General features: G+C 60.1%; 23 protein-coding genes and 4 tRNA genes. 5 read left to right on the top strand and 22 right to left on the bottom strand.

Annotated features, from left to right (window positions below; genetic code table 11):
- Window position 1: 1 nt before the first annotated feature.
- From KI810_RS13500 to KI810_RS13475, 6 genes are all read right to left on the bottom strand, one after another.
- The gene (locus tag KI810_RS13500) at window positions 2-805 is read right to left on the bottom strand and encodes a segregation and condensation protein A (RefSeq protein WP_425513903.1); all 804 of its coding nucleotides are present in this window, start codon (window positions 803-805) and stop codon (window positions 2-4) included.
- Between the two features lie 45 nt (window positions 806-850).
- Window positions 851-1834, bottom strand: a complete 984-nt coding sequence (gene trpS, locus KI810_RS13495; protein WP_214176090.1) for a tryptophan--tRNA ligase — start codon at window positions 1832-1834, stop codon at window positions 851-853.
- A 40-nt stretch (window positions 1835-1874) separates the two neighbouring features.
- Window positions 1875-2555, bottom strand: a complete 681-nt coding sequence (locus KI810_RS13490) for a site-2 protease family protein (protein ID WP_214176089.1) — start codon at window positions 2553-2555, stop codon at window positions 1875-1877.
- A gap of 187 nt (window positions 2556-2742) precedes the next feature.
- Window positions 2743-4938 (bottom strand): catalase/peroxidase HPI, encoded by a 2196-nt coding sequence (gene katG, locus KI810_RS13485; RefSeq protein WP_214176088.1) that lies wholly within the window; start codon window positions 4936-4938, stop codon window positions 2743-2745.
- A gap of 241 nt (window positions 4939-5179) precedes the next feature.
- Window positions 5180-5929, bottom strand: coding sequence for an SAM-dependent methyltransferase (locus KI810_RS13480; RefSeq protein ID WP_214176087.1), 750 nt, complete (start codon window positions 5927-5929; stop codon window positions 5180-5182).
- 49 nt (window positions 5930-5978) lie between these two features.
- Window positions 5979-6149, bottom strand: a complete 171-nt coding sequence (locus KI810_RS13475) for a hypothetical protein (protein WP_214176086.1) — start codon at window positions 6147-6149, stop codon at window positions 5979-5981.
- 300 nt (window positions 6150-6449) lie between these two features.
- Here KI810_RS13475 and KI810_RS13470 point away from each other — a divergent pair, with 300 nt between their 5' ends.
- Window positions 6450-6761 carry a hypothetical protein gene (locus KI810_RS13470; RefSeq protein ID WP_214176085.1) on the top strand — a complete coding sequence of 104 codons (312 nt, stop codon included), beginning with the start codon at window positions 6450-6452 and terminating at the stop codon, window positions 6759-6761.
- Window positions 6762-6821: 60 nt separating this feature from the next.
- Here KI810_RS13470 and glnA read toward each other — a convergent pair whose 3' ends face one another.
- Both glnA and KI810_RS13460 read right to left on the bottom strand, forming a co-directional pair.
- Window positions 6822-8234, bottom strand: a complete 1413-nt coding sequence (gene glnA, locus KI810_RS13465) for a type I glutamate--ammonia ligase (protein WP_214176084.1) — start codon at window positions 8232-8234, stop codon at window positions 6822-6824.
- Between the two features lie 36 nt (window positions 8235-8270).
- Window positions 8271-8609, bottom strand: a complete 339-nt coding sequence (locus KI810_RS13460) for a P-II family nitrogen regulator (RefSeq protein ID WP_214176083.1) — start codon at window positions 8607-8609, stop codon at window positions 8271-8273.
- Between the two features lie 410 nt (window positions 8610-9019).
- Here KI810_RS13460 and KI810_RS13455 point away from each other — a divergent pair, with 410 nt between their 5' ends.
- A complete protein-coding gene (locus tag KI810_RS13455; protein WP_246525643.1) occupies window positions 9020-9787 on the top strand; it encodes a M23 family metallopeptidase in 768 nt (255 codons plus the stop codon).
- A gap of 24 nt (window positions 9788-9811) precedes the next feature.
- Here KI810_RS13455 and hrpB read toward each other — a convergent pair whose 3' ends face one another.
- The 9 genes from hrpB to KI810_RS13410 all read right to left on the bottom strand — a co-directional run bounded on the left by hrpB (window position 9812) and on the right by KI810_RS13410 (window position 16610).
- Entirely contained in the window at window positions 9812-12346 is a 2535-nt protein-coding gene (hrpB, locus tag KI810_RS13450) for an ATP-dependent helicase HrpB (RefSeq protein WP_214176082.1), read from the bottom strand.
- Between the two features lie 7 nt (window positions 12347-12353).
- Complete coding sequence (locus KI810_RS13445; protein WP_214176081.1) at window positions 12354-13031, bottom strand: HAD family hydrolase; 678 nt, start codon at window positions 13029-13031, stop codon at window positions 12354-12356.
- A 57-nt stretch (window positions 13032-13088) separates the two neighbouring features.
- Window positions 13089-13412, bottom strand: a complete 324-nt coding sequence (locus KI810_RS13440) for a VanZ family protein (protein ID WP_214176080.1) — start codon at window positions 13410-13412, stop codon at window positions 13089-13091.
- A 133-nt stretch (window positions 13413-13545) separates the two neighbouring features.
- Window positions 13546-13620: transfer RNA gene (locus KI810_RS13435), tRNA-Glu, on the bottom strand.
- 48 nt (window positions 13621-13668) lie between these two features.
- Window positions 13669-13743 (bottom strand) — tRNA-Gln (locus tag KI810_RS13430).
- Between the two features lie 36 nt (window positions 13744-13779).
- Window positions 13780-14331 (bottom strand): 2-oxoacid:ferredoxin oxidoreductase subunit gamma family protein, encoded by a 552-nt coding sequence (locus tag KI810_RS13425; RefSeq protein ID WP_214176079.1) that lies wholly within the window; start codon window positions 14329-14331, stop codon window positions 13780-13782.
- Between the two features lie 67 nt (window positions 14332-14398).
- Window positions 14399-15142 carry a thiamine pyrophosphate-dependent enzyme gene (locus KI810_RS13420; RefSeq protein WP_214176078.1) on the bottom strand — a complete coding sequence of 248 codons (744 nt, stop codon included), beginning with the start codon at window positions 15140-15142 and terminating at the stop codon, window positions 14399-14401.
- Window positions 15143-15214: 72 nt separating this feature from the next.
- Window positions 15215-16273, bottom strand: a complete 1059-nt coding sequence (locus KI810_RS13415) for a 3-methyl-2-oxobutanoate dehydrogenase subunit VorB (RefSeq protein WP_343213504.1) — start codon at window positions 16271-16273, stop codon at window positions 15215-15217.
- Window positions 16274-16406: 133 nt separating this feature from the next.
- Window positions 16407-16610: a ferredoxin family protein gene (locus tag KI810_RS13410; RefSeq protein ID WP_214176076.1), complete on the bottom strand. Its 204-nt coding sequence runs from the start codon at window positions 16608-16610 to the stop codon at window positions 16407-16409.
- A 192-nt stretch (window positions 16611-16802) separates the two neighbouring features.
- Between KI810_RS13410 and KI810_RS13405 the strand changes: the two genes are divergently transcribed.
- On the top strand, window positions 16803-17345 hold the full coding sequence (locus tag KI810_RS13405) for a Ros/MucR family transcriptional regulator (RefSeq protein WP_214176075.1): 543 nt from the start codon (window positions 16803-16805) through the stop codon (window positions 17343-17345).
- 74 nt (window positions 17346-17419) lie between these two features.
- Window positions 17420-18208 carry a sterol desaturase family protein gene (locus KI810_RS13400; protein WP_214176074.1) on the top strand — a complete coding sequence of 263 codons (789 nt, stop codon included), beginning with the start codon at window positions 17420-17422 and terminating at the stop codon, window positions 18206-18208.
- Window positions 18209-18307: 99 nt separating this feature from the next.
- Here the strand turns inward: KI810_RS13400 and KI810_RS13395 are convergent.
- A tRNA-Ala gene (locus tag KI810_RS13395) sits at window positions 18308-18383 on the bottom strand.
- A 111-nt stretch (window positions 18384-18494) separates the two neighbouring features.
- On the opposite strand from KI810_RS13395, the gene KI810_RS13390 reads away from it, so the two are divergent.
- A tRNA-Leu gene (locus KI810_RS13390) sits at window positions 18495-18581 on the top strand.
- Window positions 18582-18610: 29 nt separating this feature from the next.
- Here KI810_RS13390 and rlmB read toward each other — a convergent pair.
- From rlmB to ispG, 4 genes are all read right to left on the bottom strand, one after another.
- Window positions 18611-19366, bottom strand: a complete 756-nt coding sequence (gene rlmB / locus KI810_RS13385) for a 23S rRNA (guanosine(2251)-2'-O)-methyltransferase RlmB (protein ID WP_214176073.1) — start codon at window positions 19364-19366, stop codon at window positions 18611-18613.
- Window positions 19367-19430: 64 nt separating this feature from the next.
- Window positions 19431-20156 (bottom strand): orotidine-5'-phosphate decarboxylase, encoded by a 726-nt coding sequence (gene pyrF / locus KI810_RS13380; protein WP_214176072.1) that lies wholly within the window; start codon window positions 20154-20156, stop codon window positions 19431-19433.
- An 84-nt stretch (window positions 20157-20240) separates the two neighbouring features.
- Window positions 20241-21956 (bottom strand): proline--tRNA ligase, encoded by a 1716-nt coding sequence (locus KI810_RS13375; protein WP_214176071.1) that lies wholly within the window; start codon window positions 21954-21956, stop codon window positions 20241-20243.
- A gap of 86 nt (window positions 21957-22042) precedes the next feature.
- Window positions 22043-23122, bottom strand: coding sequence for a flavodoxin-dependent (E)-4-hydroxy-3-methylbut-2-enyl-diphosphate synthase (ispG, locus tag KI810_RS13370; protein ID WP_214176070.1), 1080 nt, complete (start codon window positions 23120-23122; stop codon window positions 22043-22045).
- Between the last annotated feature and the right edge of the window lie 67 nt (window positions 23123-23189).

The raw sequence follows: 23189 nt of genomic DNA, 5'->3' as shown, positions 1-23189 counted from the left end.
GTCATTCCTCCCCTTCGTGTGCATCGGCAGCGTCCTGGACCGCCCTGGTGATCCAGATGGTGCCAAAGCTGCTGACCTGGGTGAGCTTCACCATTTTCAATTTGCAGATCTCCAGAACGGCCAGGAAGGTGGCGATGAGATAGTCGCGGGTCGTCCCTTCCGAAAAGAGTTCCTCGAAGGCAACGCTGTCACGTTCCTGCAACAGTGAAAGTATATCATTAATCCGGTCGGCTATGGTGATCTGCTCGGAGCCGACCTCGTGAAAGGTCTGGACCGGAAGGCTTGCCAGTACCCGGCGGAAAGCCTCCACCAGTTCGAACAGCTCCACGTCCGGGGTGTCATCGACAAGCTGCTGTTCCTTGAGTTCCGGCAGCTCGCTGGAGCGGACAAAGGCATCACGCCCCAGAAGCGGGAGCACCTCCAGCTGCTGGGCGGCTTCCTTGTACTTCTGGTATTCGATGAGCCGCCGCACCAGTTCGGCCCGGGGGTCCTCTTCCTCTTCCTCCCCCCCCTCCTCGTCCACCTGCACCGGCAGGAGCAGCCGGGACTTGATCTGCAGGAGGGTCGACGCCATGACCAGGAAATCCCCGGCGACATCGAGGTTCAACTCCTTCATGAGCTCCAGGTATTCCAGGTACTGGCGGGTTACGGCCGCGATGGGGATGTCGTAGATGTCCACCTCATTTTTTTTAATGAGGTGGAGAAGAAGATCGAGTGGGCCCTCGAAGGCCCCAACATGCACATTGTAGCCGGACCCATGGTTGTCGTTGAAGAGATTGGCACTCTCTGACGGGGGATTGGTCACTTCTGGTCTCCTGACTGATTCAAACACCGGCTCAGTCATACCAGGTCACAGCTTGATGGCGCTCATAACGTCGACCATGGTGCTTGCAGCCTCCGCGGTCGCCCGGCGGTTCCCCGCCTCGAGGATCTCCCCCACCAGCCCGGGCCGGGCAGCCAGCTCTTCCCGCTTGGCACGGAACGGGGCAAGGGTTTCAACCAGGTATTCCGCCTGGATCTTCTTGCAGTCCACGCAGCCGATCTGGGCACCCCGACAGGCGACGACGATTTCGGCCTTTTTCTCCTCGGGGAGATACATATGGTTGAGGGAATAGGCAACGCAGCGGTCCGGCTCGCCGGGATCGGAACGGCGGGGACGCTGTACGTCAGTCACCATGGACATTACCTTTTTGCGGGTCTCTTCGCCGTTCTCGGACAGGAATATGGCGTTGCCGTAGGACTTGCTCATCTTCCGGCCGTCCAGCCCCAGAACCTTGGGCGTTTCGGTCAGGAGCGCCACCGGTTCGGGAAAGACCTCGCCGTAGAGGTAGTTGAAGCGGCGGGCGATCTCGCGGGTGATTTCCAGGTGGGGAAGCTGGTCATGACCCACCGGCACCCTTCCCGCCTTGTAGACGATGATGTCGGAAGCCATCAGGACCGGATAACCGAGGAAGCCGAACGTGGAAAGGTCCTTGGCGGAGAGGTTTTCCTGCATCTCCTTGTAGGTCGGGTTCCGTTCCAGCCACGAAACGGGGGTGATCATGGACAGGATCAGGCTGAGTTCGGCATGCTGGGGAACCCGGCTCTGGACGAAGATCGTGCTCTTCTCCGGATCGATGCCGAAGGCGAGCCAGTCGAGCACCATCTCCGCCACGTTGTCCCGGATCGCCTCCGTATTGTCGTACTCCGTGGTGAGAGAGTGCCAGTCGGCGGCGAAAAAGAAGCACTCGAAGTTTTCCTGCAGCTCGCGCCAGTTGGCCAGCACGCCGTGGAAATGCCCCAGGTGCAGTTTGCCGGTGGGGCGCATGCCGCTGACGATACGATTGTTGCTCATGGTGATACTCCTTTTGACTTGTCCCCGCAGAGTATCCGCCTCAACGCATCAACAGCTGGGTGACGCTGAACACCAGGGTGCTCTGGGGGCCGGCCAGCAGATGAACCCCGAGGTTGAGAGCGGGGGTGATGATATAGCTGAAAAGGTTCGTGAAGAAAACCAGCACGATAATGATGATCATGCCGTAGGGCTCGATGCGCGAATACGCTTCCGCCTGGCGGTACGGCAGCAGCCCCACGGCCACCCGGCCACCGTCCAGGGGAGGAACCGGGATCAGGTTGAAGATGGCGAGAAGCAGATTGATGTAAACGGAAAAGGCGAGCATCAGGGTTATGGGATCGAGGAACATCTGGGCAGCAGAGGCATCGGGAACCCGTTCGGCAAAGGCTGCCACCCCGCGCATGGCAAAGGCCGACAGCGCGGCGAGGGTGAAGTTGGTGATCGGCCCCGCCGCGGCCACCCATATCATGTCCCGCTTGGGATGGCGCAGGTTGTTGAAGTTCACCGGTACCGGCTTGGCCCAGCCGATGCCGACAATGAAGACCATGAGGGTGCCGAAGATATCCAGGTGCTTGAGGGGATTCAGGGTGAGCCGCCCCATGTAACGGGCGGTATTGTCGCCGAACTTGTCCGCGATGTAGCCGTGGGAGACCTCGTGGCAGGTAATGGCCATGAGGGCGGGGACCAGCATGATCGACAGCTTGAGAAAAAATTGTTCCATGGAACTCCCGGGGAGACGCGCGATAAAATCTTCTTTTTCTAACAGATTGAAGGGGGAAAGTCAATGAGGGTATGGCTTGAGGGGACTCAGGGCTGAACGAACCGGTTCAGCGGCGCGGTACGCACACCGCTGAACCGGTTCGTCATTCTATCGCTCGGGGGGAATTCCTCGACGGCCTTCAGCCGGTTCAGGCAAGATCGAAACGGTCAAGGTTCATCACTTTACTCCACGCCGCCACAAAGTCGTGCAGGAATTTCTCCCGGGAGTCCCCGCTTCCGTAGACCTCCGCCAAGGCCCGGAGTTGGGAGTTCGAACCGAAGACGAGGTCGACACGGGTGCCGGTCCACTTCAGTTCGCCGCTATTGCGATCACGCCCCTCGAACAGGCCGTCCGCTTCCGGGGCCGGACTCCAGACCGTCCCCATGTCCAGCAGATTCACGAAGAAGTCATTGGTGAGCGTCTCCGGCCGCCGGGTGAAGACGCCGTGCGGGGACTGTCCGAAGTTGGCGTTAAGGACGCGCATCCCGCCAACGAGAACCGTCATCTCCGGGGCGGTCAGCGTCAGCAGTTGCGCCCGGTCGACCAGCAGTTCCTCCGCCGGTACGGTGAATCTGATTTTGAGGTAGTTGCGGAACCCGTCCGCAGCCGGCTCCAGCACGGCGAACGACGCCACGTCGGTCTGCTCCTGGGAAGCATCCGTGCGTCCCGGCGCGAAGGGAACGGTCACCTCGAAACCGGCATTCTTCGCCGCCTGCTCCACAGCCGCGCATCCCCCCAGGACAATCAGGTCGGCGAGCGAAACCTTCTTCCCCCTCGACTGGCCACTGTTGAACTCGTGCCGGATTCCCTCAAGGGCCTGCAGCACCGTTTGCAGTTGGGTCGGCTGGTTGACGTCCCAATCCTTCTGCGGCGCGAGACGGATGCGCGCGCCGTTCGCCCCGCCGCGCTTGTCGGAGCCGCGGAACGTGGACGCCGATGCCCAGGCCGTGGAGACCAACTGGGAAACGGACAGTCCCGAAGCGAGAATCCTCCCCTTGAGAAGGGCGACATCCTCCCCGTCCACCAGTTCGTGCATGACCGCGGGGACGGGGTCCTGCCACAGGAGTTCTTCCCCGGGGACCTCCGGGCCGAGATAGCGGGAGCGCGGCCCCATGTCACGGTGGGTCAGCTTGAACCACGCCCGGGCGAAGGCGTCGGCGAATTTCCCGGGGTTCTGCCGGTAGTTCCGCGCGATCGGCTCATAGATCGGGTCAAAGCGCAGGGAGAGGTCCGCCGTGGTCATCATCGGCCGGTGCTTCTTCGACGGGTCGTGGGCGTCAACCACCATGTCCTCCTCGGCCACGTCAATGGCCAGCCACTGGTGCGCGCCGGCCGGGCTCTTGACCAGCTCCCACTCGTATTTGAACAGCGTGTTCAGATATCCCATGTCCCATCGGGTCGGGTGCGGTTTCCAGGCCCCCTCGATGCCACTGCCGATCGTATCCCCCCCCTTTCCGCTGCCGAAGCTGTTCTTCCAGCCGAGTCCCTGCTCCTCCATGGGCGCGGCCTCCGGTTCAGGCCCCACATGGGTCGCCGGGCCGGCGCCGTGGCATTTGCCGAAGGTGTGCCCGCCGGCGACGAGGGCGACGGTCTCTTCGTCGTTCATCGCCATGCGGGCGAAGGTCTCGCGCACGTCGCGGCCCGAAGCAACCGGGTCCGGATTGCCGTTCGGCCCTTCCGGGTTGACGTAGATCAGCCCCATCTGCACGGCGGCGAGAGGGCTCTCCAGTTTCCGGTCGCCGCTGTAGCGCTTGTCCCCCAGCCACGTCTCCTCGGCCCCCCAGTAGATATCCTCTTCGGGCTCCCAGACGTCTTCGCGCCCGCCGCCGAAGCCGAACGTCCTGAACCCCATGGACTCCAGGGCACAGTTGCCGGCGAGGACCATCAGGTCGGCCCAGGAGATCTTCCTGCCGTATTTCTGCTTGACCGGCCAGAGCAGGCGGCGCGCCTTGTCGAGGTTGACGTTGTCTGGCCAGCTGTTGAGCGGTGCGAAACGCTGGGAGCCCGAGGAGGCGCCCCCGCGGCCGTCGCCGGTGCGGTAGGTGCCGGCGCTGTGCCACGCCATCCGGATGAAGAGCCCCCCGTAGTGGCCGTAGTCGGCCGGCCACCACTCCTGCGAGTCGTTCATCAGCGCCTGGAGGTCCTTCTTCAGCGCCTCCAGGTCGAGCTTCCTGAATTCCTCAGCATAGTTGAACTCCCCTCCCAGCGGATTGCCTGCGGGAGGGTTCTGGTGAAGTATCCTGAGGTTCAACTGGTTCGGCCACCAGTCACGGTTCGACCTGCCACTGCTGGCAGTGGGTCTGTCAACTTCGCCGGTTACCGGGCACTTTTCATCGTTACTCATCTCGGCGCTCCTTTCCTTGCAGGGTAGGATTTGTAGCCAACGGGGCTGCGCTCGACCTGCGCACGCAACACGGAGATGAAAGTATAACTATTCCAACCGGTATTTCAAATCGCCCTGACGTCACGTTCGCCACGTCCGGATCCGGACCTGGCTGGGCGCACGCAAAAAAGGCGGGAGCCAATTCCCGCCTTTTCCATACTGCACCGTTTACCGGTGCGTTGCCGGTTGCAAACCCAAGAGCTCATCTCCGCGGCATCAGCGCGAACACACCCCAGCCCAGGTATTCACGCGTGTAAGCGGCGTAGCGCCCGGGTTCCGAGGTCAGCTGGCCCCGGACCTCTTTCGCGAGCTCGTCGTCGGGATTGGCTTCGAGCCATCGACGCATGGTGAGCCATTTGGCCGCCTCATATCTGTCCCAGCTGTCCTGATCAGCCAGGACCATTTCAACGACATCGTAGCCAAGGTTGCCGAAAGACGCGAGAAGTTCCGGAAGCATGAGAAAGTCGGAGATCGAGTTGGCAAGACATCCCCTGGCAACATCTTCCGTCGGCGGCAGCTGCCGCCAGTAGGGCTCGCCGATGAGGATGATCCCTCCGGTGCGCAGGCTCCGCGCCAGCAGTTCGATGGTGCCGGCGACACCCTCGCCGATCCAGGTGGCACCGACACAGGCCGCCACGCTGACCTTCTCGTCAGAGACATAGCCGGCAGCATCGCCATGGATGAACTCGACGTGATTGGCGACACCGAGTTCCAGAGCACGGAGTTTCGCCTGCTCGGTGAACAACCGGCTCATATCGATACCGGTGCCGATGACGCCGTGATCGCGTGCCCAGGTGCACAGCATCTCCCCTGAACCGCTGCCGAGATCGAGCACGCGGGCCCCCGCCTCCAGACGCAACGCCGCGCCGAGAGTGGCGAGCTTTTCGGGTGTGAACGGGTTATGGATGCGGTGAGCTCTTTCGGTGATATTGAAGATCCGTGGAATATCCATTACGGGAAATCTCCCTATGGGGGTGAATAGATTCAGTCACGGCCTTGGGTCACAGCCTGTTGAGGAGCGCGCAGAAGTTCTCCCCCAACTGGAGGACCTCCTTCTTGATCCGCTCGTCGGGCTTCCCGATGGCCACTGGGCCGAAGTGGCCGGCCCCGGTGAGCCCCTGCACCACGCAGCCGTGGATCAGGAACGACTTGAGGATATCGAGGACGACCATTAACAGCCCTTAAACTATCCCCATGAGCCCCATCCTGTCAACAACATCAGCACGCACCCCACCATCCCCCGCCGCAAAAAAAGGAAAGACGGGAGACAGCTCCCGCTTTTCCGTACTACCTAATATTTATCCAACCGCTCTTAGATGTCATAGTACAGGAGAAAATGCCCCCTCAACCTCTCCTGGGAGAGGCTGGATGCTGCATTAGCCAATCTTGTTAAAAGAAAATTGCATGGCATGTTGACACGCAAAAGATGTAACGTAAAAACCATATACTTCACAATTCAAACGGAGACCGACATGTCGGACATGACACAAAGCATAGCGGGAATAAACGATTTGGTGACGAAGATACAGTCAGGTTCGGCTGGTGCGGAACCGTCTACCCTGGGGCTTGGCTCATTGATCGGCGGTATGAGCGCGACGGCCCTTTTCGTCAACATCGTGGCGGGGCTGGTCGGTTCTGCGTATTTCATCTACGGCAAGAAAACCTGCAACGTCAAGATGCTGTTCAGCGGACTGGCCCTCTGCATCATTCCCTACTTCATAGGCAGCACAATCCTGCTTGTCGTCGCCTGTACCGCAATGGCCGCTGCGCCTTTCTTTCTCTAATAGAAAAGGCGGGAGATAGCTCCCGCCTTTCCGTACTGCCCAATATTTATCCAGCCGCTCTTAGATGTCGTAGTACAGGTTGAACTCGAGGGGTACCGGGCGCATCCGCACCACGTTGACCTCGGCCTCCATCTTGTACTCGATCCATTTCTCGATGACGTCGGGGGTGAAGACATCCCCCTTGAGCAGGAACTCGTGGTCGTTCTTGAGCGCGACCAGTGCCTCCTCCAGGCTCCCCGGCGCGGACGGGATGTCCTTGAGTTCCTCGGGGGAAAGACCGTAGATGTCCTTGTCCAGCGGCTGGCCCGGATCGATCTTGTTCTCGACGCCGTCGAGGCCGGCCATGAGCATGGCGGCAAAGGCCAGGTAACCGTTACAGGAGGGGTCGGGCGTACGGTATTCGATCCGCTTGGCCTTCGGATTGGAGGACATCATCGGAATCCGCAGGGAGGCGGAACGGTTACGGCTGGAGTACGCCATGTTGACCGGTGCCTCGAAGCCCGGCACCAGACGCTTGTAGCTGTTGGTGGTCGGGTTGGTGATGGCGCAGAGAGCCTTGGCGTGCTTGATGATGCCGCCGATGTACCAGAGGGCCATCTGGGAGAGCCCGCCGTATTTGTCGCCGGCGAACAGGTTCTGGCCGTCTTTCCAGATGGACTGGTGGCAGTGCATGCCGGAACCGTTGTCCCCGTAGAGCGGCTTCGGCATGAAGGTTACGGTCTTGCCGTTGCGATAGGCGACGTTCTTGATGACATACTTGAACCACTGCAGCTGGTCGGCCATGTCCACCAGGGAGGAGAAGCGCATGTCGATCTCGGCCTGGCCGCCGGTGGCGACTTCGTGGTGCTGACACTCGACCCGGATCCCCACTTTCTGGAGTTCCATGACCATTTCGTTGCGCAGATCGTTCTGGGAATCGACCGGCGAACAGGGGAAGTAGCCTTCCTTGTGGCGCGGTTTGTAGCCGAGGTTGGGGAACTCTTCACGGCCGGTGTTCCAGGCCCCTTCCACCGAGTCGACCACGAAGAACGACTGGTTGGAGGTGGAGTCGTAGCGGACGTCGTCGAAGATGAAGAACTCGGCTTCCGGACCGAAGAACGCCGTGTCGCCGAGACCGGTGGACTTCAGGTACGCTTCGGCCTTGCGGGCGATATTGCGCGGGTCGCGGCTGTAGTCTTCCTTGGTGATCGGGTCGAAGATATTGCAGATGAGCGACAGGGTCGGCACGGCGATGAACGGGTCCATCTTGGCCGACGCGGGGTCCGGCAGGAGGATCATGTCGGAGGCGTGAATCGGCTGCCAGCCACGGATGGAGGAACCGTCGAAACCCTGCCCCTCTTCGAAGGTATCCTCGTCAAATTCGGTAATGGGTACGGAAACGTGCTGCCAGGTGCCGATAAAATCCATGAACTTGAAATCTACCATCAGGGCGCCATTTTCTTTGGCAAATTCAACTACTTGTTTCGGTGTCATTAAACTGTCTCCTTTCAGAATAACTGCTCAAGAAAATCAAAGGGCGTCTTCGCCCCGCTCGCCGGTTCTGATCCTGACCACTTCCTCCACCGTGGTGACAAAAATCTTGCCGTCACCGATGCGACCCGTCTTGGCCGCCTGCTCGATGGTGTCCACCACCTTGCTGACCACATCGTCGCTGACGATGATCTCCATCTTGATCTTGGGAATGAAATCGACCACATATTCGGCGCCACGGTACAGCTCCGTATGCCCCTTCTGCCGGCCGAACCCCTTGACCTCGGCCACCGTGATCCCCTGGATGCCGATTTCGTTGAGAGCCTCTTTGACTTCGTCAAGCTTGAACGGTTTAATAATCGCTTCGACTTTTTTCAAGAATATTCACCCCCCGCCCTGGATTTAACGCCGAATGTATATGCGGCTGTCTGGAACTGACGAAAGCAATCGATCCGAGCTGGCTGCGACTGCCCACCCTTGGATAGTGCACCACTATCGACGGGACGACATTATGTTTGCAAGTTGCTTACCAAAAAACTGAAAATTTTTTATCCAACGATATCAGGATATTGCGTGCGGCGACACAATAGAATCTGCAGGAACCCTATGAATGGTAGCACAATATTTAAACAGTTCAAACAAGCCTGCCCATACTTTAGGCACCGGGCGAACGGGCGAATGATCAGGACCGGCCACTCTCCGCCACGGCGTACATCACACTCCCACGCGCGGACTGCGAACAGGAGTTTACCTTGTAAAATACCACGTTACCCGCTATAGTAGTCGCCATGTCCGGCACGCCCCACATCATGACCTGCGCGGCACTCTCGCTGCTCTGCACGTCTCTTCTGCACTTGGACTGCCAGGCAGCCCGCGCCGACATATATCGCTACACGAACGACGAGGGGATCGAATGCTTCACCGACGCCCCCCTGCAGAGTGGAGCTACCCGCATCATGGCGGACAGGCCGAAACCTGCGCGGGTGACGAAGCGGAACGTACCGGGCCACCTCCAGGCCACCGGCATTGCCGAAAAAACGGGCAACAACCCGGCACCCCCCGCCGGAAGCGCGCCGGCCAAGGCGTCAGTCCTTCCCGTGCAAGGGCGGATAACCTCCCCCGCCGGTCTGCGCCGTGATCCCATCGACGGCACCATGCGCAACCACCAGGGGGTCGACATCGCCGTCCCCACGGGAACGCCGGTCCGTCCGGTCGCCCCGGGAACCGTCGTCTTCAGCGGTGACCGGGGCGGTTACGGCAAGCTGGTCATCGTGGAGCACGGGGACGGCATGCTCACCCTCTACGCCCACAACTCCACCAATCTGAGCAGCGTCGGTGAGCAGGTGACCGACGGCACCACCATCGCCCTGTCCGGCTCCACCGGACGTTCCACCGGCCCCCACCTGCACTTCGAAGCGTGGAAAGACGGCACGAACCTTACCGATACCTTCGTGGTTGCCGCAGCCGAGGGACGCGCCTACGCTCCATCCCAGCATGACCGGATCCGCACCGCCATCCAGGCCGACGGCTCCATCCTCTTCACCAACCTGCCGTGAACGCGTACGCCTGACCCTGACCCGCTACCGCTTCCCTTCGAGCCGCTTTTTCGTATGCCTGGTCGGTGCGGCATTCCAGGGGTCATCGGGCCACGGGTGTTTCGGATACCGCCCCTTCAACTCTTTTTTTACCTCGGGGTAGACAACGTCCCAGAAATTGCGGAGGTCGCGGGTGACCTGAATGGGGCGCCCCGCCGGCGAAAGGAGGTGGAGGACCACCGGCACCCTCCCCCGCGCCACGAGCGGCGTTGCCGCGAGCCCGAACAGCTCCTGCAGCTTCACCGCCAGAACAGGCGGGCCGTCGGCCGGGTAATGGAGCCGGATCCGGGAGCCGCTCGGCACGATGATGTCGGGAGGAGCCTCCACGTCGAGCCGGCGCGCCTGTTCCCTGTCAAGAAGTCCCCGCAGGGGGGAGAGGAGATCGAGGCGTGCCAGGTCCCCCATGCTTTTTATCCCCCCGAGCCACCTCTCCAGCCATTCCGGCAGGGAGTCACGCAGGGCGTCATCGGAGAGGTCGGGCCACCCTTCGCCGTCATATTCCCTCGCCAGGAACATGACACGTGACTGGAATTCCCGGGCGGCGGGTGTCCAGGGGAGTGCGGACACGCCCCCTTTGCGGAGAAGCCCCCGAACGAAGGCAGACTGCACCTCATCCGGAGCGGGCTTTACGGGACGGCTCTCCAGGCACAGAGCGCCGAACCGCTCCTCCTCCACCGCAATCACCCGCCCCTGTCGGTCATCCCACTCCACCACCCGTTTCCGGCTGAGCATGGACGGAAACTCCCTCTGCACGACTTCCATCCTCAACGCGCTCGCCAGGTGAATGACACCGTCACCGCCGTCCCCCCCCTCGCAGTTGACCGCCACCAGGAGCGGTTCGTCGTGCACCGCGCTCCGGTCCGAAAGCCGGGCACCCTTGCCGTTGACGAGAAGATAGCGGTCCGAACCGGGGGCACGCTGCCGGGCGATACGGTCGGGGAAGGCCCAGGCCAGCATGAGCCCGACCGATTCAGCATCGAAGCTGCCGGTGGGGGGTTCGGCGTTCAACAGTTTCCGCTGCTGGCGGGCCACCCGCTCGACAACCTGGCAACTCTGCACGTCCACCTGGCCGACATGGCGGTTACCGGCACGCCAGCCGGCGAGGAGCTGGCAGCGGTCCAGGAGGTCGCTCGGGCTCTTCTCCCGCCCCCCGGCGGGAGAGGCACGGCGGAGAATGTCCCGTTCCGAGAGAATGGCCGCCAGATCACAGGCCGGGGAGCCGAGGTTGCGTTCCCGGGCCTTCAGGAGCAGGTGGGCGAGACGGGGGTGGAGCGGGAATGTCGCCATCTCTTTCCCGTGGGGAGTGAGCCGGCCTTTTTCGTCAAGCGCCTCCAGAAGCTGCAGGAGCCGGCCCCCTTCGGCCATGGCCGACACTGGGGGGGGATCGAGCCAGGGGAGCTGGGCGGGGTCGGAAATTCCCCAGGCCGCCAGTTCCAGAACCAGCGGGGCAAGATCGGTGGCCAGGATTTCCGGTGCCGTCGCCGGCAGGAGGGAGCGCTGCTGATGCTCGGTCCAGAGGCGATAACAGGTTCCCGGTCCGAGCCGGCCGGCACGCCCGGCACGCTGATCGGCCGACGCCGCCGAAACGCGGGCGGTAACCAGACGCTCGATCCCCGACGCGGGGTCGAAACGGAGCTGCCGGCTCCAGCCGCTGTCGATGACCACGGTGACCCCTTCTATGGTCAGGCTGGTCTCGGCTATGTTGGTGGCAAGTACGACCTTGCGCCTGTCGGCAGGAAGTATGGCCCGTTCCTGGGCGGAGAACGGAAGATCGCCATAGAGGGGGACGATCAGCGGCGAACCTGAGCCCGGCAGCGACTGTTCCAGCAGTCTCTCGCAGCGCCTGATCTCCCGCGTGCCCGGAAGAAATATCAGCAGGTCTCCCGTCGTCTCGCGAAGGGCGCGGTGCACGGTGCGGGCGGCAGCTTCGGCGCTCTCCCCCCCTTCATCCCGTTCCCCATACCGGATGTCGACCGGAAAGCTCCTCCCCGCGCAGGCCAGCACCGGCGCGTTCCCCAGCAGGGCGGCAACCGGTTCCGTATCCAGGGTCGCCGACATCACCACCAGCTTGAGATCGTCCCGCAGACCCGTCTGGATATCCCGGCAAAGGGCGAGGGCCAGATCGGCCTGGAGGCTTCGCTCGTGAAACTCGTCGAGGATCACTACCCCCACGCCTTCCAGCAGGGGATCATGCTGCAGCCGGCGGGTCAGTATCCCTTCCGTGACCACCTCAACGCGGGTCGTCGCACCGATCTTCCGGTCAAAGCGGATCTGATAGCCGACCGTCCGGCCGACCTCCTCCCCGAGGCAGGATGCCATCCAGCGGGCGGCATTGGTAGCCGCGAGACGACGCGGTTCGAGCATGACGATTTTTCGGCCGGCGAGCCACTCCGCAGCGAGGAGTGCCAGGGGTATGCGGGTGGTCTTGCCGGCACCGGGAGGGGCCTGGAGGACAACGGCAGGGTTGTTCCGCAGGGTGGTGAGGAACGAAGGGATGATCTCGTCGACGGGAAGAGACATGGAGGTGTTAGAGGAGATTCGACAGGCTTTGTATGTCGATTCCGGCGAGCGAATCGACAACCTTGACGGCCCCGGCGAGCCGTTCGGCAGGGTAGCTGTTGCTGACGGCCAGCACCTTGAGGCCGGCGCCGGTTGCCGACGCGATGCCGGCCGGTGTGTCCTCGATGGCTAGACACCCGCCGGGAGTCAGGGAGTGGGCAGGAAATGCAGCCGCCAGACGCCGTACGGCCAGGGCGTAGCTTTCCGGGTCCGGCTTGCTTGCCGATACCTCATCGGCGGTGACCATGCAGTCGAAAGCACCGGTCAGTCCGAGCTGGGACAGGATCGGATCGATATCGCTGCGTAGGGCGCCGCTGCAAAGCCCCACGGGAAGCTTTCCGGAAAGGGTGGTAATCAATTCCACCACCCCTGCATACGGTTCCACACCCGACGCGATGGTCCTCTGGAATGCCGCGGCCTTCTCCTCGATCAACCGGTGAAGGTCGTCGGTCGACAATTCCCTGCCGCTCCTTCGGAACGCTTCGCGAAACGCGTCGCGATCGTCAAAACCGATATAGTGCCCCAGGTATTCATCCCAGCCGTACCCCATTCCAAGGGGGATGAGGACCTCCTGAAAGGCCTTGTAATGCAGTGGTTCCGTATCCACAATAATGCCATCGAAATCAAAAATGACTGCTGTGAGCATCCGCTTGCCACCTCCACTACACTATTTGTATCTGCTGTATGACCGAGAGGGTTTGGCCTACCCCTGTTTATGGCGCTTCAGCAAAGTGATCGCGCACCAGGCCGTTAACGCCCCGATGGCGTTGGCCACAACATCACGATAGTCAGCCTGCCGGCTGACGGTACATACACCTTGAAAAAGCTCCACCAGCGCGCCAAAACCGATTGCAACACCCATCGAGACAGAGATGCGCCGTTTATGGTCGGCGATACCGGAAAAAGCCAGGTACCCGAACAGGGTGAAGACCGTATAGGCAGAGGCATGCTGCAGCTTGTCCCAGCTGAGCAATCGGTTGCTGATCTGTGGCGGGGAAGGAATGAGGGAAAGCACCAGAATCGTCATCCCCCAGACCAGGAATGGAGCCCACTTCCACGCGGAACCGCGGGACAACAAGTCAGCCGGCACCCGACTCCCCCTCCTCACCCAAAAAAAAACAGCAACTCTTGCGGACAAGAATCACTGTTCAGGTGGTTAATGGTGATCCCAAGGGGACTTGAACCCCTGTTACCGACGTGAAAGGCCGGTGTCCTAACCGCTAGACGATGGGACCAGAAACCGATAATGGACACTCAACGTTTGTCCAGTAAGTAATGTTGTATGGCTGGGGTGCGAGGATTCGAACCTCGGGATGACGGAGTCAGAGTCCGTTGCCTTACCGCTTGGCGACACCCCAATAGACGGAAATAGATAACAGAAAAGGAAGATTACGTCAAGATGTTTTCGCTATGGCAAATTCTGCGCCGGCAGTTATGGCCTTCATGTTGGCGGGAATGAACGAATGGTTGCGCTCCGGCAGCGCGTTCTTCAGGGCTTCTTCAAGGGTGGCGGAACCCACCGCTCCGGTTCTGGCCACATACACACCCACCGCCACCATGTTGACCATGCGGGCATCACCCAGCCCCATGGCGATGTCGTTCATCGGCACCCTGATGATTTCGATGTCGCTCCTGTCGAAGGCATCCAGGTTGACGAGCGAAGTGTTGACGATGCAGATCCCCCCCGGCTTGACCTTTGCTCCGAACTTGTCGAGGGATGTCTGGTTAAGGGCAATCGTGACGGACGGATTGCCGATAACCGGCGATCCCACATCGCCATCGGCGATGACTACCGTGCACATGGCTGCCCCTCCCCTTTTTTCCACCCCGTAGGCAGGAAAGAAAGAAACGTTTTTCCCCTCGATAATAGCGGCGTAGGACAGGAGATTGCCGGCAAGCAGCACCCCTTGGCCGCCGAAACCGGCTATGAACAGATCGTGACGCATTGGATAACCCCGTGAAAGTGAGAGGTGAAAAGTGAAAAGCATCCTTTCACTATTCACTTTTTACTTTTTACAAGTTGTCTGTGTTCTTGAATACACCCAGCCTGAAATAGTCCGCCATCTCCGTGCCTACCCGCTCATTGGCGGCGAGGGCATTCATGCCCCAGTTGGTGGGACAGGCCGAGAGGGCCTCGATGAAGGAGAACCCCTTCCCCTCCACCTGGTAGCGGAACGCTTTCTTGAACTGACGTTTGGCATCGATGATGTTTCTGGGACTGTTGACGGCGACCCGGGCGGAAAACGCCACCCCTTCCAACTGGGCAAGCAGCTCCGCCATCCTGATGGGGGCGCCATCCTTGTGCTGGTTTCTTCCGTAGGGGGAGGTGGAGGTTTTCTGGCCGACCAGCGTGGTCGGCGCCATCTGGCCGCCGGTCATGCCATAGGTCGTGTTGTTGACGAAAACCACGGTGATGTCTTCGCCGCGATTGGCGGCATGGATGATTTCGGCGGTACCGATGGCCGCCAGGTCGCCGTCCCCCTGGTAGGTAAAGACGAAACTGTCGGGCCTGGCACGCTTGACTCCGGTGGCGACGGCCGCTGCGCGACCGTGGGGAGCTTCGACCACGTCGATATCGAAATACCCGTAGAGGAAGACGGAACACCCGACCGATGCCACGCCGATGGTCCGTCCCTGGACGCCGAATTCGTCCATCGCCTCGGCCACGAGCCGGTGGATGGTGCCATGGTGACATCCGGGGCAGAAATGGGTCTGAACGTCCTTGAGACTGATGGGTCGCTTGAATACCTGTTGCATGGAAAACCTCATAAACGGGGACCGGGAGTCGGGGACCGATAAGGACGAAATCCCTCGATACATTCCCTTCAATTATACCTCAATAGTTCTTTTGATCTGCTCCAGAAGCTCTTCCGGCGTGGGGAGGGAGCCTGCCCCGGGAGGACGGCCGTAAAAGCCGACCTCTGCGTCACGCGCGACGGAAAGCCGGACATCCTCGACCATCTGGCCTGTGTTGAGTTCGATGACAAGTACCTTCTTGGTCCGAGCGGTCGCATCCAGAAACGCCTTCTCCGGAAAGGGGAAGAGGGTTATGGGGCGAAGCAGCCCCACCTTCAATCCCTCTTCCCGCGCCATGGTGATGGCGGTCTTGGCAATCCGGGCGGTGGAACCGAAAGCCGCGACCAAAAGGTCGGCATCATCGACCTGGAAGGCTTCCCAGCGGCACTCGCGCGCCTTCAGCTCCTGGTATTTACGGTGGAGCTTCCAGTTATGGGCTTCAAGTTCGCCATCCCCGAGGAATAGCGACTTTACCACGCGCTGTTCCCCGTCCCCCTTCCCCCTCACCACCCAGTTCTTGGCAGGGAGGTCGGCAACGGGACGCTTGTTGGGCACCAGCGGCTCTTTCATCTGGCCGACGACCGAATCAGCCAGCACCATGGCCGGCATCCGGTAGATATCCGCCAGGTCAAAGGCCAGCATGGTGAGATCATACATCTCCTGCACCGAAGACGGGGCAAGCACGACGATATGGTATCCCCCGTGCCCTCCCCCCTTTACCGCTTGAAAATAATCGGACTGGGAGGCATCGATACCGCCGAGGCCGGGGCCAGAGCGGGAGATGTTGACAATCACGCCGGGAAGCTCCGAACCTGCCATATAGGATATCCCCTCCTGCTTGAGGGAGATACCGGGACTGGACGAAGAGGTCATGGCGCGCACGCCGGTTGCGGAAGCCCCGAGGAGCATGTTTATGGATGCGATCTCGCTTTCCGCCTGGATGAATTCTCCGTTGAGATGCGGCAGTTCACGGGACAGGTATTCGGGAATGTCGCTCTGGGGGGTAATCGGATAACCGAAATAGTAACGGCACCCCGCCTCGATTGCAGCCATAGCTACCGCTTCATTTCCCTTCACGAACAAGCGCTTCACATCATCCTCCATGAAGTCTGACTGAAAACAGTCACCCGGCTCACTGAAACAACAGTGCTGTTGAATCGGTATGAGCAGGGTAAGTTACGTTGGTCTTATTACCTGGGGTTTGTATACATGCAGGACACAGGAACTACTTGAAGACAGTGATTGCAACATCGGGACACATCTCTGCACACAAAGCACAGCCGGTGCATTTTTCCTGAAAAGATATTGCTGCGGGAGTATACCCTTGAAGGTTGATCTTTTCACTGAGGGAGAGCAGCTTGCCCGGGCAGGCAAGGGTACAGAGTCCGCATCCTTTACAACGAATCTCATCAATTTCTATTTTTGCCATCAAGGGGTCCCTTCTGTCATGAAACCTTTTAACTGAAGCATTCTACAGCAATAACCTAACAGATAATGCGCAACAGAGTCAATGCTTTTTGACTGTATGAATAATTTTTACACTTGATTTTACAACATATTACAGTTAAATAGAATTCAATGTACAGTTATCACATTCTGCTTAAATTCAAGGAGGAGTAACATGGCATCAACGATTCTGGAACTGACTGCCAGCATCGTCTCTTCACACGCTTCCGTGACCGAGATGACGGGCGAAGAACTGCTGCTGGAACTTCAGAAGGTGCATGCGGCACTGCAAAAGCTGGAAGGTGTCGCGGAAGGGGCGCCTGCAGAGGAAACCAAACCGACCATTACCCTGAAAAAGGCATTCCAGGCTGACCAGGTTGTCTGCATGATCTGTGGCAAGGGTGGAATGAAAACCCTGACCCGCCATCTGGCCCAGGTCCACAACATGAAACCGGGCGCCTACCGGAAGCAGTTCGGCATTCCCAGCGGACAGTCCCTGACCGCCAAGAACTTTTCGGAGGCACGGCGGAAAATGGCCCAGGAGCGCGGACTGGCCGACAACCTGGCGAAGGCCCGGGAAGTTCGGGCCGCCAAATTGAAGGCCAAGCAGTCCCCCCCGGCAAAAGCAGCACCGAAAGCAAAAGCGGCACCCAAGACCAAGGCGCCAAAAGCAACGAAAACCGCCAAGACAAAGGCGGCACCCAAAGCCAAGGCCTAACGTGCAGTACGGTTACACAACCTGATAAAGCCGCCCATTGGGGCGGCTTTTTTTCTGGAAGCTACGACATATTTATGAACAACGAAACCGGTATACGTCTCTCTTTTTTCTGCGGCGTCTTTGCCGTCATCGCCCTGTGGGAACTCATGGCTCCCCGCAGGAAGCTGACCACCGACAAAGGAGCGCGCTGGTTCGCCAATCTTGCAATGGTTGCCCTTGATACGGCCATTGTCCGCCTTCTCTTTCCGACCCTTCCGGTCGGAATCGCCCTTATCGCAGAACAGCGCGATTGGGGAATCCTCAACACCATGGATATCCCCCTAAGCGCCAAGGTCATTGCGGGAGTGGTGATGCTCGATTTCGTCATCTACCTCCAGCATGTCCTCTTTCACAACCTGCCGGTACTGTGGCGCATCCACCGCATGCACCACACCGATCTCGACCTGGACGTCACCAGCGGCAACCGGTTTCACCCCCTCGAAATCATCCTTTCCCTGGGAATCAAACTGGGAGCCGTCATACTGACAGGAGCCCCGGCTCTCGCCGTTCTCGCCTTCGAGATCATCCTCAACGCTACATCCATGTTCAACCATGGCAATATTCGCATTCCGCAACCGGTGGACCGCTGGCTCCGTCAACTGCTCGTAACACCGGACATGCACCGCGTGCACCACTCCATAATCCCCCGTGAAACCAATTCCAACTATGGCTTCAACCTCTCCTGGTGGGACCGGCTCTGCGGCACCTATCGCGACCAGCCCGATGAGGGGCACGAAGGAATGACCATCGGACTGAGGGAGTTCCGCGATCCCCGCGCCCTCACCCTTCACCGCCTCCTCATCATGCCGCTTAAACTGAAGTGATCCGAAGTGAATTAGTTGTTCCGAAAGAACAGATGGAATCCGCGGAAAGGCATGAAATGAAAAAAGGCCGGCGAATATCGCCGGCCTTTTAAATTGTTATGGTGGAGCTGATCAGGATCGAACTGACGACCTCTTGAATGCCATTCAAGCGCTCTCCCAACTGAGCTACAGCCCCATTCAAGAATCCCGTTTATACCAGAAGCGCCTGAGGGTGTCAACACTTTTTTATGCGTGGGGGAATTCTTCCTTGACGCCCACGGGGGCTTTGGCTATAATCCGTGAGCTTGCCGAAGTGGCGAAATTGGTAGACGCAGCAGACTCAAAATCTGCCGTCCGCGAGGGCATGCCGGTTCGAGTCCGGCCTTCGGTACCACGTGCAAAATCAGGCTTGACGGTTCTCCGTCAGGCCTTTTTTTGTGCCGCTGCCAGACGCTGACGCACCACCTCGAACATGAGCACCCCGCCAGCAACCGAGGCATTGAGGGACGACACCCCCCCCTGCAGGGGTATGGCGACGAGGAGATCGCACATCTTGCGCACCAGTGGCCGGAGTCCCTCCCCTTCCGAACCGATGACCAGCGCCACGTTACCTGTCAGGTCCTGGCCATAGACCGGTTCGGCCGACTCCCCTGATGCTCCGTAGATCCAGAACCCCGCCTCCTTAAACTCCGCCAGGGTCTGGGCGATATTGGTAACCTGGGCGATGGGAATCGTCTCTACCGCGCCGGCAGACGACTTCTCCACCGTAGGGGTGACAGCTGCTGCCCGGTCCCGGGGGATTATTACGCCGTTAGCCCCCGCACAGGCTGCGGTACGGATCAGCGCGCCCAGGTTATGGGGGTCCTGGATGCCATCGAGCACCAGAACGAGTCCGCTCGTGCCGGCAATCCGCCAGTTGTCGAGCAGATCAGCCAGGTCGGCATAGGGGAACCCTTCGACCCGAAGCGCAACTCCCTGGTGATGCTCGGTGCCACAGAGGCGGGCAAGATCCCGCTTTTCCCTCTGCCGGACCGGAACGCTCTTTTCCGCAGCGAGCTTCAGCAGATTTTCCAGGCGCCGGTCGTTTGCGCCTGATGCCACAAAAAGTTCGAAGGCCCTCCTGCTACCGCGGAGAGCCTCCAGAACGGGGTTCATCCCGTAGATCATTTCATCGCTCATCGGAAATTCCTAGTGACCAGTTGTCGTTGCATATCCTGTAAATCGCATGACGTTTCACCCAGGTTCAGGCTTCAACGGTCATGATCTCCTCGACAATCGCTTCTGCAGCCTTGAGTGGATCTGCCGCCGCGCTGATGGGGCGTCCGATGACCAGATAATCCGCTCCGGCACGCACCGCTTCGGCCGGCGTCATGATCCGCTTCTGATCGTCCGTGGAAGCGAACGCGGGGCGGACCCCCGGCGTCACCACCAGAAAGTCGTTACCGCAGGCTGCCCGGATCAGTTCCACTTCCTGGGGAGAGGCTACGACGCCGTCGATACCGGCCTTCTGTGCCAGTTGTGCCAACCGCACCACCATCTCACGAACCGGGTACTCGATCCCCACCTGCCGCAGGGTCTCTTCGTTTGACGAGGTGAGGATGGTGACCGCCAGCACCTTGGCCCGCTCCTTTCCCGAAAACTCCTTGTCGAGTGCTTCGACGGTCCGCGCCATCATTTCGTAGCCACCGAGAGCATGGAGATTGAAAAGCTTGACGCCGAGACGGGCCGCCTCCACCGAAGCCATGGCGACGGTGTTGGGAATGTCGTGGTATTTCAGGTCGAGGAACACCTGGCCGCCGAAATTATCCACCATCCTGACGACGTCGGGTCCATGGCTCGTGAAGAGCTGCTTGCCCACCTTGAACATTCCCACGTGGCCGGAAAGCACCGACACCCAATGCTTGGCATCGGCAAAGCTCTCCACGTCGAGTGCAAATAGTATTCTGGAACGCGCTTCATCTCTGGTCATGGTATATTGCTTCCTCTGGCACCGCACAGGGTGACACTTCATTATCGCCTGAAAACAGGTAAACACGGAGGTTTGTCTGAAAAATTACCGGCCCAGAGCCTCGCGCACCTGTGTCCGCACCTTTGCAACCGCCTCAGCGATCTGAAGGAGTTCCACTACGCCGGTCTTGCGATCCTTCAACTCAACGTTCCCGTCCGCCAGGTTCTTGCTTCCCACCACGATGCGGAGCGGAATGCCGATCAGATCGGCGTCCTTGAACTTGAAGCCCGGCCGTTCGTCGCGATCGTCCAGGAGCACCTCGACACCTGCCTGCTGAAGCTCTTCGTAGATCGCTTCGGAAGCCGCCCGCACCGGTTCCTCCTTGATATTGAGGGCCGAGATGATGCAGTGGAAGGGGGCAATGGGGAGCGGGAAGATAATCCCGTTTTCGTCATGGTTCTGTTCGATGCAGGCGGCCACGGTACGGCCGATGCCGATGCCGTAACACCCCATGAAGATAATCTGCTCTTTCCCTTCCGCATCCAGGAAGGTCGCCTTGAGCGCCTTGGAATACTTGACGCCGAGCTTGAAGACGTGCCCCACCTCGATGCCTCGCCACATCTCCAGCGTACCGCCAGCACAGCGGGGACAGGGATCTCCGTGGGTCACGTTGCGGATATCGACGAATTCGCCGATGGTGCAGTCACGCCCCAGGTTGACGTTCTTGTAGTGGTAGTCCACCTCGTTGGCGCCGGCGACGAAGTTCTTCAACCCCTTGACCGCAAGATCGGCAACAATGCGGATGGTGGCGCCTATGGGGCCGAGAAATCCGACCGGGGCGCCGGTCGCCTTCGTAATGATCTCGTCGGGAGCCATTTCCAGGGTGTCGCACCCCAGATAGTTCTTCAGCTTGATCTCGTTCAGCTCGTGGTCGCCCCGCAGGATTGCCGCTACCGGCTTCCCGTCGGCCAGAAGGATCAGCATCTTCACCGACGAGGCGGCGGGCGCATCAAGAAACGCGCAGACATCGTCAATCGTTTTTTTGCCGGGGGTGGCCACCTTTTCCAGCGGTCGCGGTTCGGCATGCTCGGCCGCTTCCACCACGCGGGCCTCGGCCTTCTCCACGTTAGCCGCGTACTCGCAGGCAGAGCACGATACGATGGCATCCTCTCCCGATTCCGCCAGTACCATGAATTCGTGGGATGCGGTCCCGCCGATTGAACCGGTGTCCGCCTCGACCGCGCGGAAGTTGAGGCCACAGCGCCTGAAAATGCTGCGGTACGCCTGGTACATCTTGTCGTAGGAGAGGTCGGCGGCAGTGCTGTCCACATCGAAGGAGTAGGCATCCTTCATGATGAATTCGCGGCCGCGCATGAGGCCGAAGCGGGGGCGGATCTCGTCGCGGAACTTCCCCTGGATCTGGTAGAGGTTCAGGGGCATCTGGCGGTAGCTCTTGACTTCCCGCCGCACCAGATCGGTAACCACTTCCTCATGGGTGGGGCCGAGACAGAATTCCGCATCCTTGCGGTCGTTGAGGCGAAGGAGTTCCTTGCCGTACTGCTCCCACCTGCCCGATTCCTGCCAGAGCTCTGCCGGCTGGACCGTCGGCATGAGGAGCTCGATGGCACCGGCACGGTTCATCTCCTCCCGGACGATCTGTTCCACTTTGCGGATGGAGCGAAGTCCGAGGGGAAGATAGTTGTAGATGCCGGCGGCCAGCTTCCGGATCATTCCTGCCCGCAGCATCAGCTGATGGGAGATCACCTCGGCATCGGCCGGTGTTTCTTTCACGGTGGGGATGAAATATTGTGAGTAACGCATTTAGAACCTCAATAATAGGATGCGGGACCGGGGACCCGGGACCGGTAAAATCAAATCACAACTCGTCAGTCTGAAATACGAAGCGGTTACTGGTCCCCGGTCCCCGGTCCCCGGTCTTTCGCCATTTCCTCGACGAGCGCAACGAGAGCATCGGCCATCTCCACCTCTTTAACCTTGCGGACCACCTCGCCGTGGCGGAACAGAAGCCCTTCTCCCCGTCCCCCGGCAATACCCACATCCGCTTCCCGCGCCTCTCCGGGTCCGTTCACCACGCACCCCATCACCGCTACGGTAAGCGGTGCATCCACGGACTTCAGGCGCGCCTCCACCTCGTTGGCAACACCAATAAGGTCGATCTGGCAGCGCCCGCAGGTGGGACAGGACACAAAGTTGATGCCGCGCTGGCGCAGCCCCAGCGCCTTGAGAATCTCGAAACCGACCCGGATCTCGTCCACCGGATCACCAGTGAGGGAGACGCGCATGGTGTCGCCGATGCCGTCAGCCAGCAGAATCCCAAGGCCGACCGCAGATTTGATGGTGCCGGAGAAAATCGTGCCCGCCTCGGTAATGCCGATGTGCAGTGGATAATCGACCTTTTGGGAAAGAAGCCGGTATGCCTCCACCGTTTTGACCACGTCCGAGGCCTTCAGTGAAATCTTGATCTGGTCATACCCGAGCTCTTCCAGTATCCGCACATGCCCGAGGGCTGACGCCACCATCGCCTCCGCCGTCGGGTGACCGTATGCGGCGAGCAGCTCCTTCTCCAGGGAACCGGCATTGACACCGATCCGGATCGGAACCAGGCGCTCTTTGGCAGCCTTCACCACTTCGGCAACCTTCCACCGCTCGCCGATGTTGCCGGGATTGAGCCGCAGGCCGTCTATCCCCCCCTCCAGCACCTTGAGGGCCAGCTTGTAGTCAAAGTGGATATCGGCTATGACCGGCAGCGGACTCTGCGCCTTGATGCGTCCGAGGGCCACGGCAGCATCCATGTCGAGCACCGCGCAGCGCACCAGTTCACACCCCGCGTCAGCCAAGGCCCTGACCTGGGCAAGGGTCGCGATCTCATCGCGGGTATCGGTAGAGCACATGGACTGCACCGAACAGGGAGCCCCCCCACCGATCTTCACATTCCCGATCTGGATCTGTCGCGTCGTCTTTTTCATGGCGGGCAATAATAGCGGATTAACAGTTGAAAAGTCAAGGCAGGACCGGCAAAAAAGAAAGCCGTCC

Origin of the sequence: Geomobilimonas luticola, assembly GCF_018476905.1 — a bacterium.
GTDB lineage: Bacteria > Desulfobacterota > Desulfuromonadia > Geobacterales > Geobacteraceae > Geomobilimonas > Geomobilimonas luticola.
Note: the sequence above shows the minus strand (reverse complement) of the source record. Positions and strands in the feature narration are given on the sequence as shown.

Bases quoted from the DNA above. Each gene is read 5' to 3' on its own strand.
- trpS (WP_214176090.1), bottom strand. From the start codon at position 1,834: ATGAGCAACAATCGTATCGTCAGCGGCATGCGCCCCACCGGCAAACTG.
- KI810_RS13490 (WP_214176089.1), bottom strand. From the start codon at position 2,555: ATGGAACAATTTTTTCTCAAGCTGTCGATCATGCTGGTCCCCGCCCTC.
- katG (WP_214176088.1), bottom strand. From the start codon at position 4,938: ATGAGTAACGATGAAAAGTGCCCGGTAACCGGCGAAGTTGACAGACCC.
- KI810_RS13480 (WP_214176087.1), bottom strand. From the start codon at position 5,929: ATGGATATTCCACGGATCTTCAATATCACCGAAAGAGCTCACCGCATC.
- KI810_RS13475 (WP_214176086.1), bottom strand. From the start codon at position 6,149: ATGGTCGTCCTCGATATCCTCAAGTCGTTCCTGATCCACGGCTGCGTG.
- KI810_RS13470 (WP_214176085.1), top strand. From the start codon at position 6,450: ATGTCGGACATGACACAAAGCATAGCGGGAATAAACGATTTGGTGACG.
- glnA (WP_214176084.1), bottom strand. From the start codon at position 8,234: ATGACACCGAAACAAGTAGTTGAATTTGCCAAAGAAAATGGCGCCCTG.
- KI810_RS13455 (WP_246525643.1), top strand. From the start codon at position 9,020: ATGTCCGGCACGCCCCACATCATGACCTGCGCGGCACTCTCGCTGCTC.
- hrpB (WP_214176082.1), bottom strand. From the start codon at position 12,346: ATGTCTCTTCCCGTCGACGAGATCATCCCTTCGTTCCTCACCACCCTG.
- KI810_RS13445 (WP_214176081.1), bottom strand. From the start codon at position 13,031: ATGCTCACAGCAGTCATTTTTGATTTCGATGGCATTATTGTGGATACG.
- KI810_RS13440 (WP_214176080.1), bottom strand. From the start codon at position 13,412: ATGACGATTCTGGTGCTTTCCCTCATTCCTTCCCCGCCACAGATCAGC.
- KI810_RS13425 (WP_214176079.1), bottom strand. From the start codon at position 14,331: ATGCGTCACGATCTGTTCATAGCCGGTTTCGGCGGCCAAGGGGTGCTG.
- KI810_RS13420 (WP_214176078.1), bottom strand. From the start codon at position 15,142: ATGCAACAGGTATTCAAGCGACCCATCAGTCTCAAGGACGTTCAGACC.
- KI810_RS13410 (WP_214176076.1), bottom strand. From the start codon at position 16,610: ATGGCAAAAATAGAAATTGATGAGATTCGTTGTAAAGGATGCGGACTC.
- KI810_RS13405 (WP_214176075.1), top strand. From the start codon at position 16,803: ATGGCATCAACGATTCTGGAACTGACTGCCAGCATCGTCTCTTCACAC.
- KI810_RS13400 (WP_214176074.1), top strand. From the start codon at position 17,420: ATGAACAACGAAACCGGTATACGTCTCTCTTTTTTCTGCGGCGTCTTT.
- rlmB (WP_214176073.1), bottom strand. From the start codon at position 19,366: ATGAGCGATGAAATGATCTACGGGATGAACCCCGTTCTGGAGGCTCTC.
- pyrF (WP_214176072.1), bottom strand. From the start codon at position 20,156: ATGACCAGAGATGAAGCGCGTTCCAGAATACTATTTGCACTCGACGTG.
- KI810_RS13375 (WP_214176071.1), bottom strand. From the start codon at position 21,956: ATGCGTTACTCACAATATTTCATCCCCACCGTGAAAGAAACACCGGCC.
- ispG (WP_214176070.1), bottom strand. From the start codon at position 23,122: ATGAAAAAGACGACGCGACAGATCCAGATCGGGAATGTGAAGATCGGT.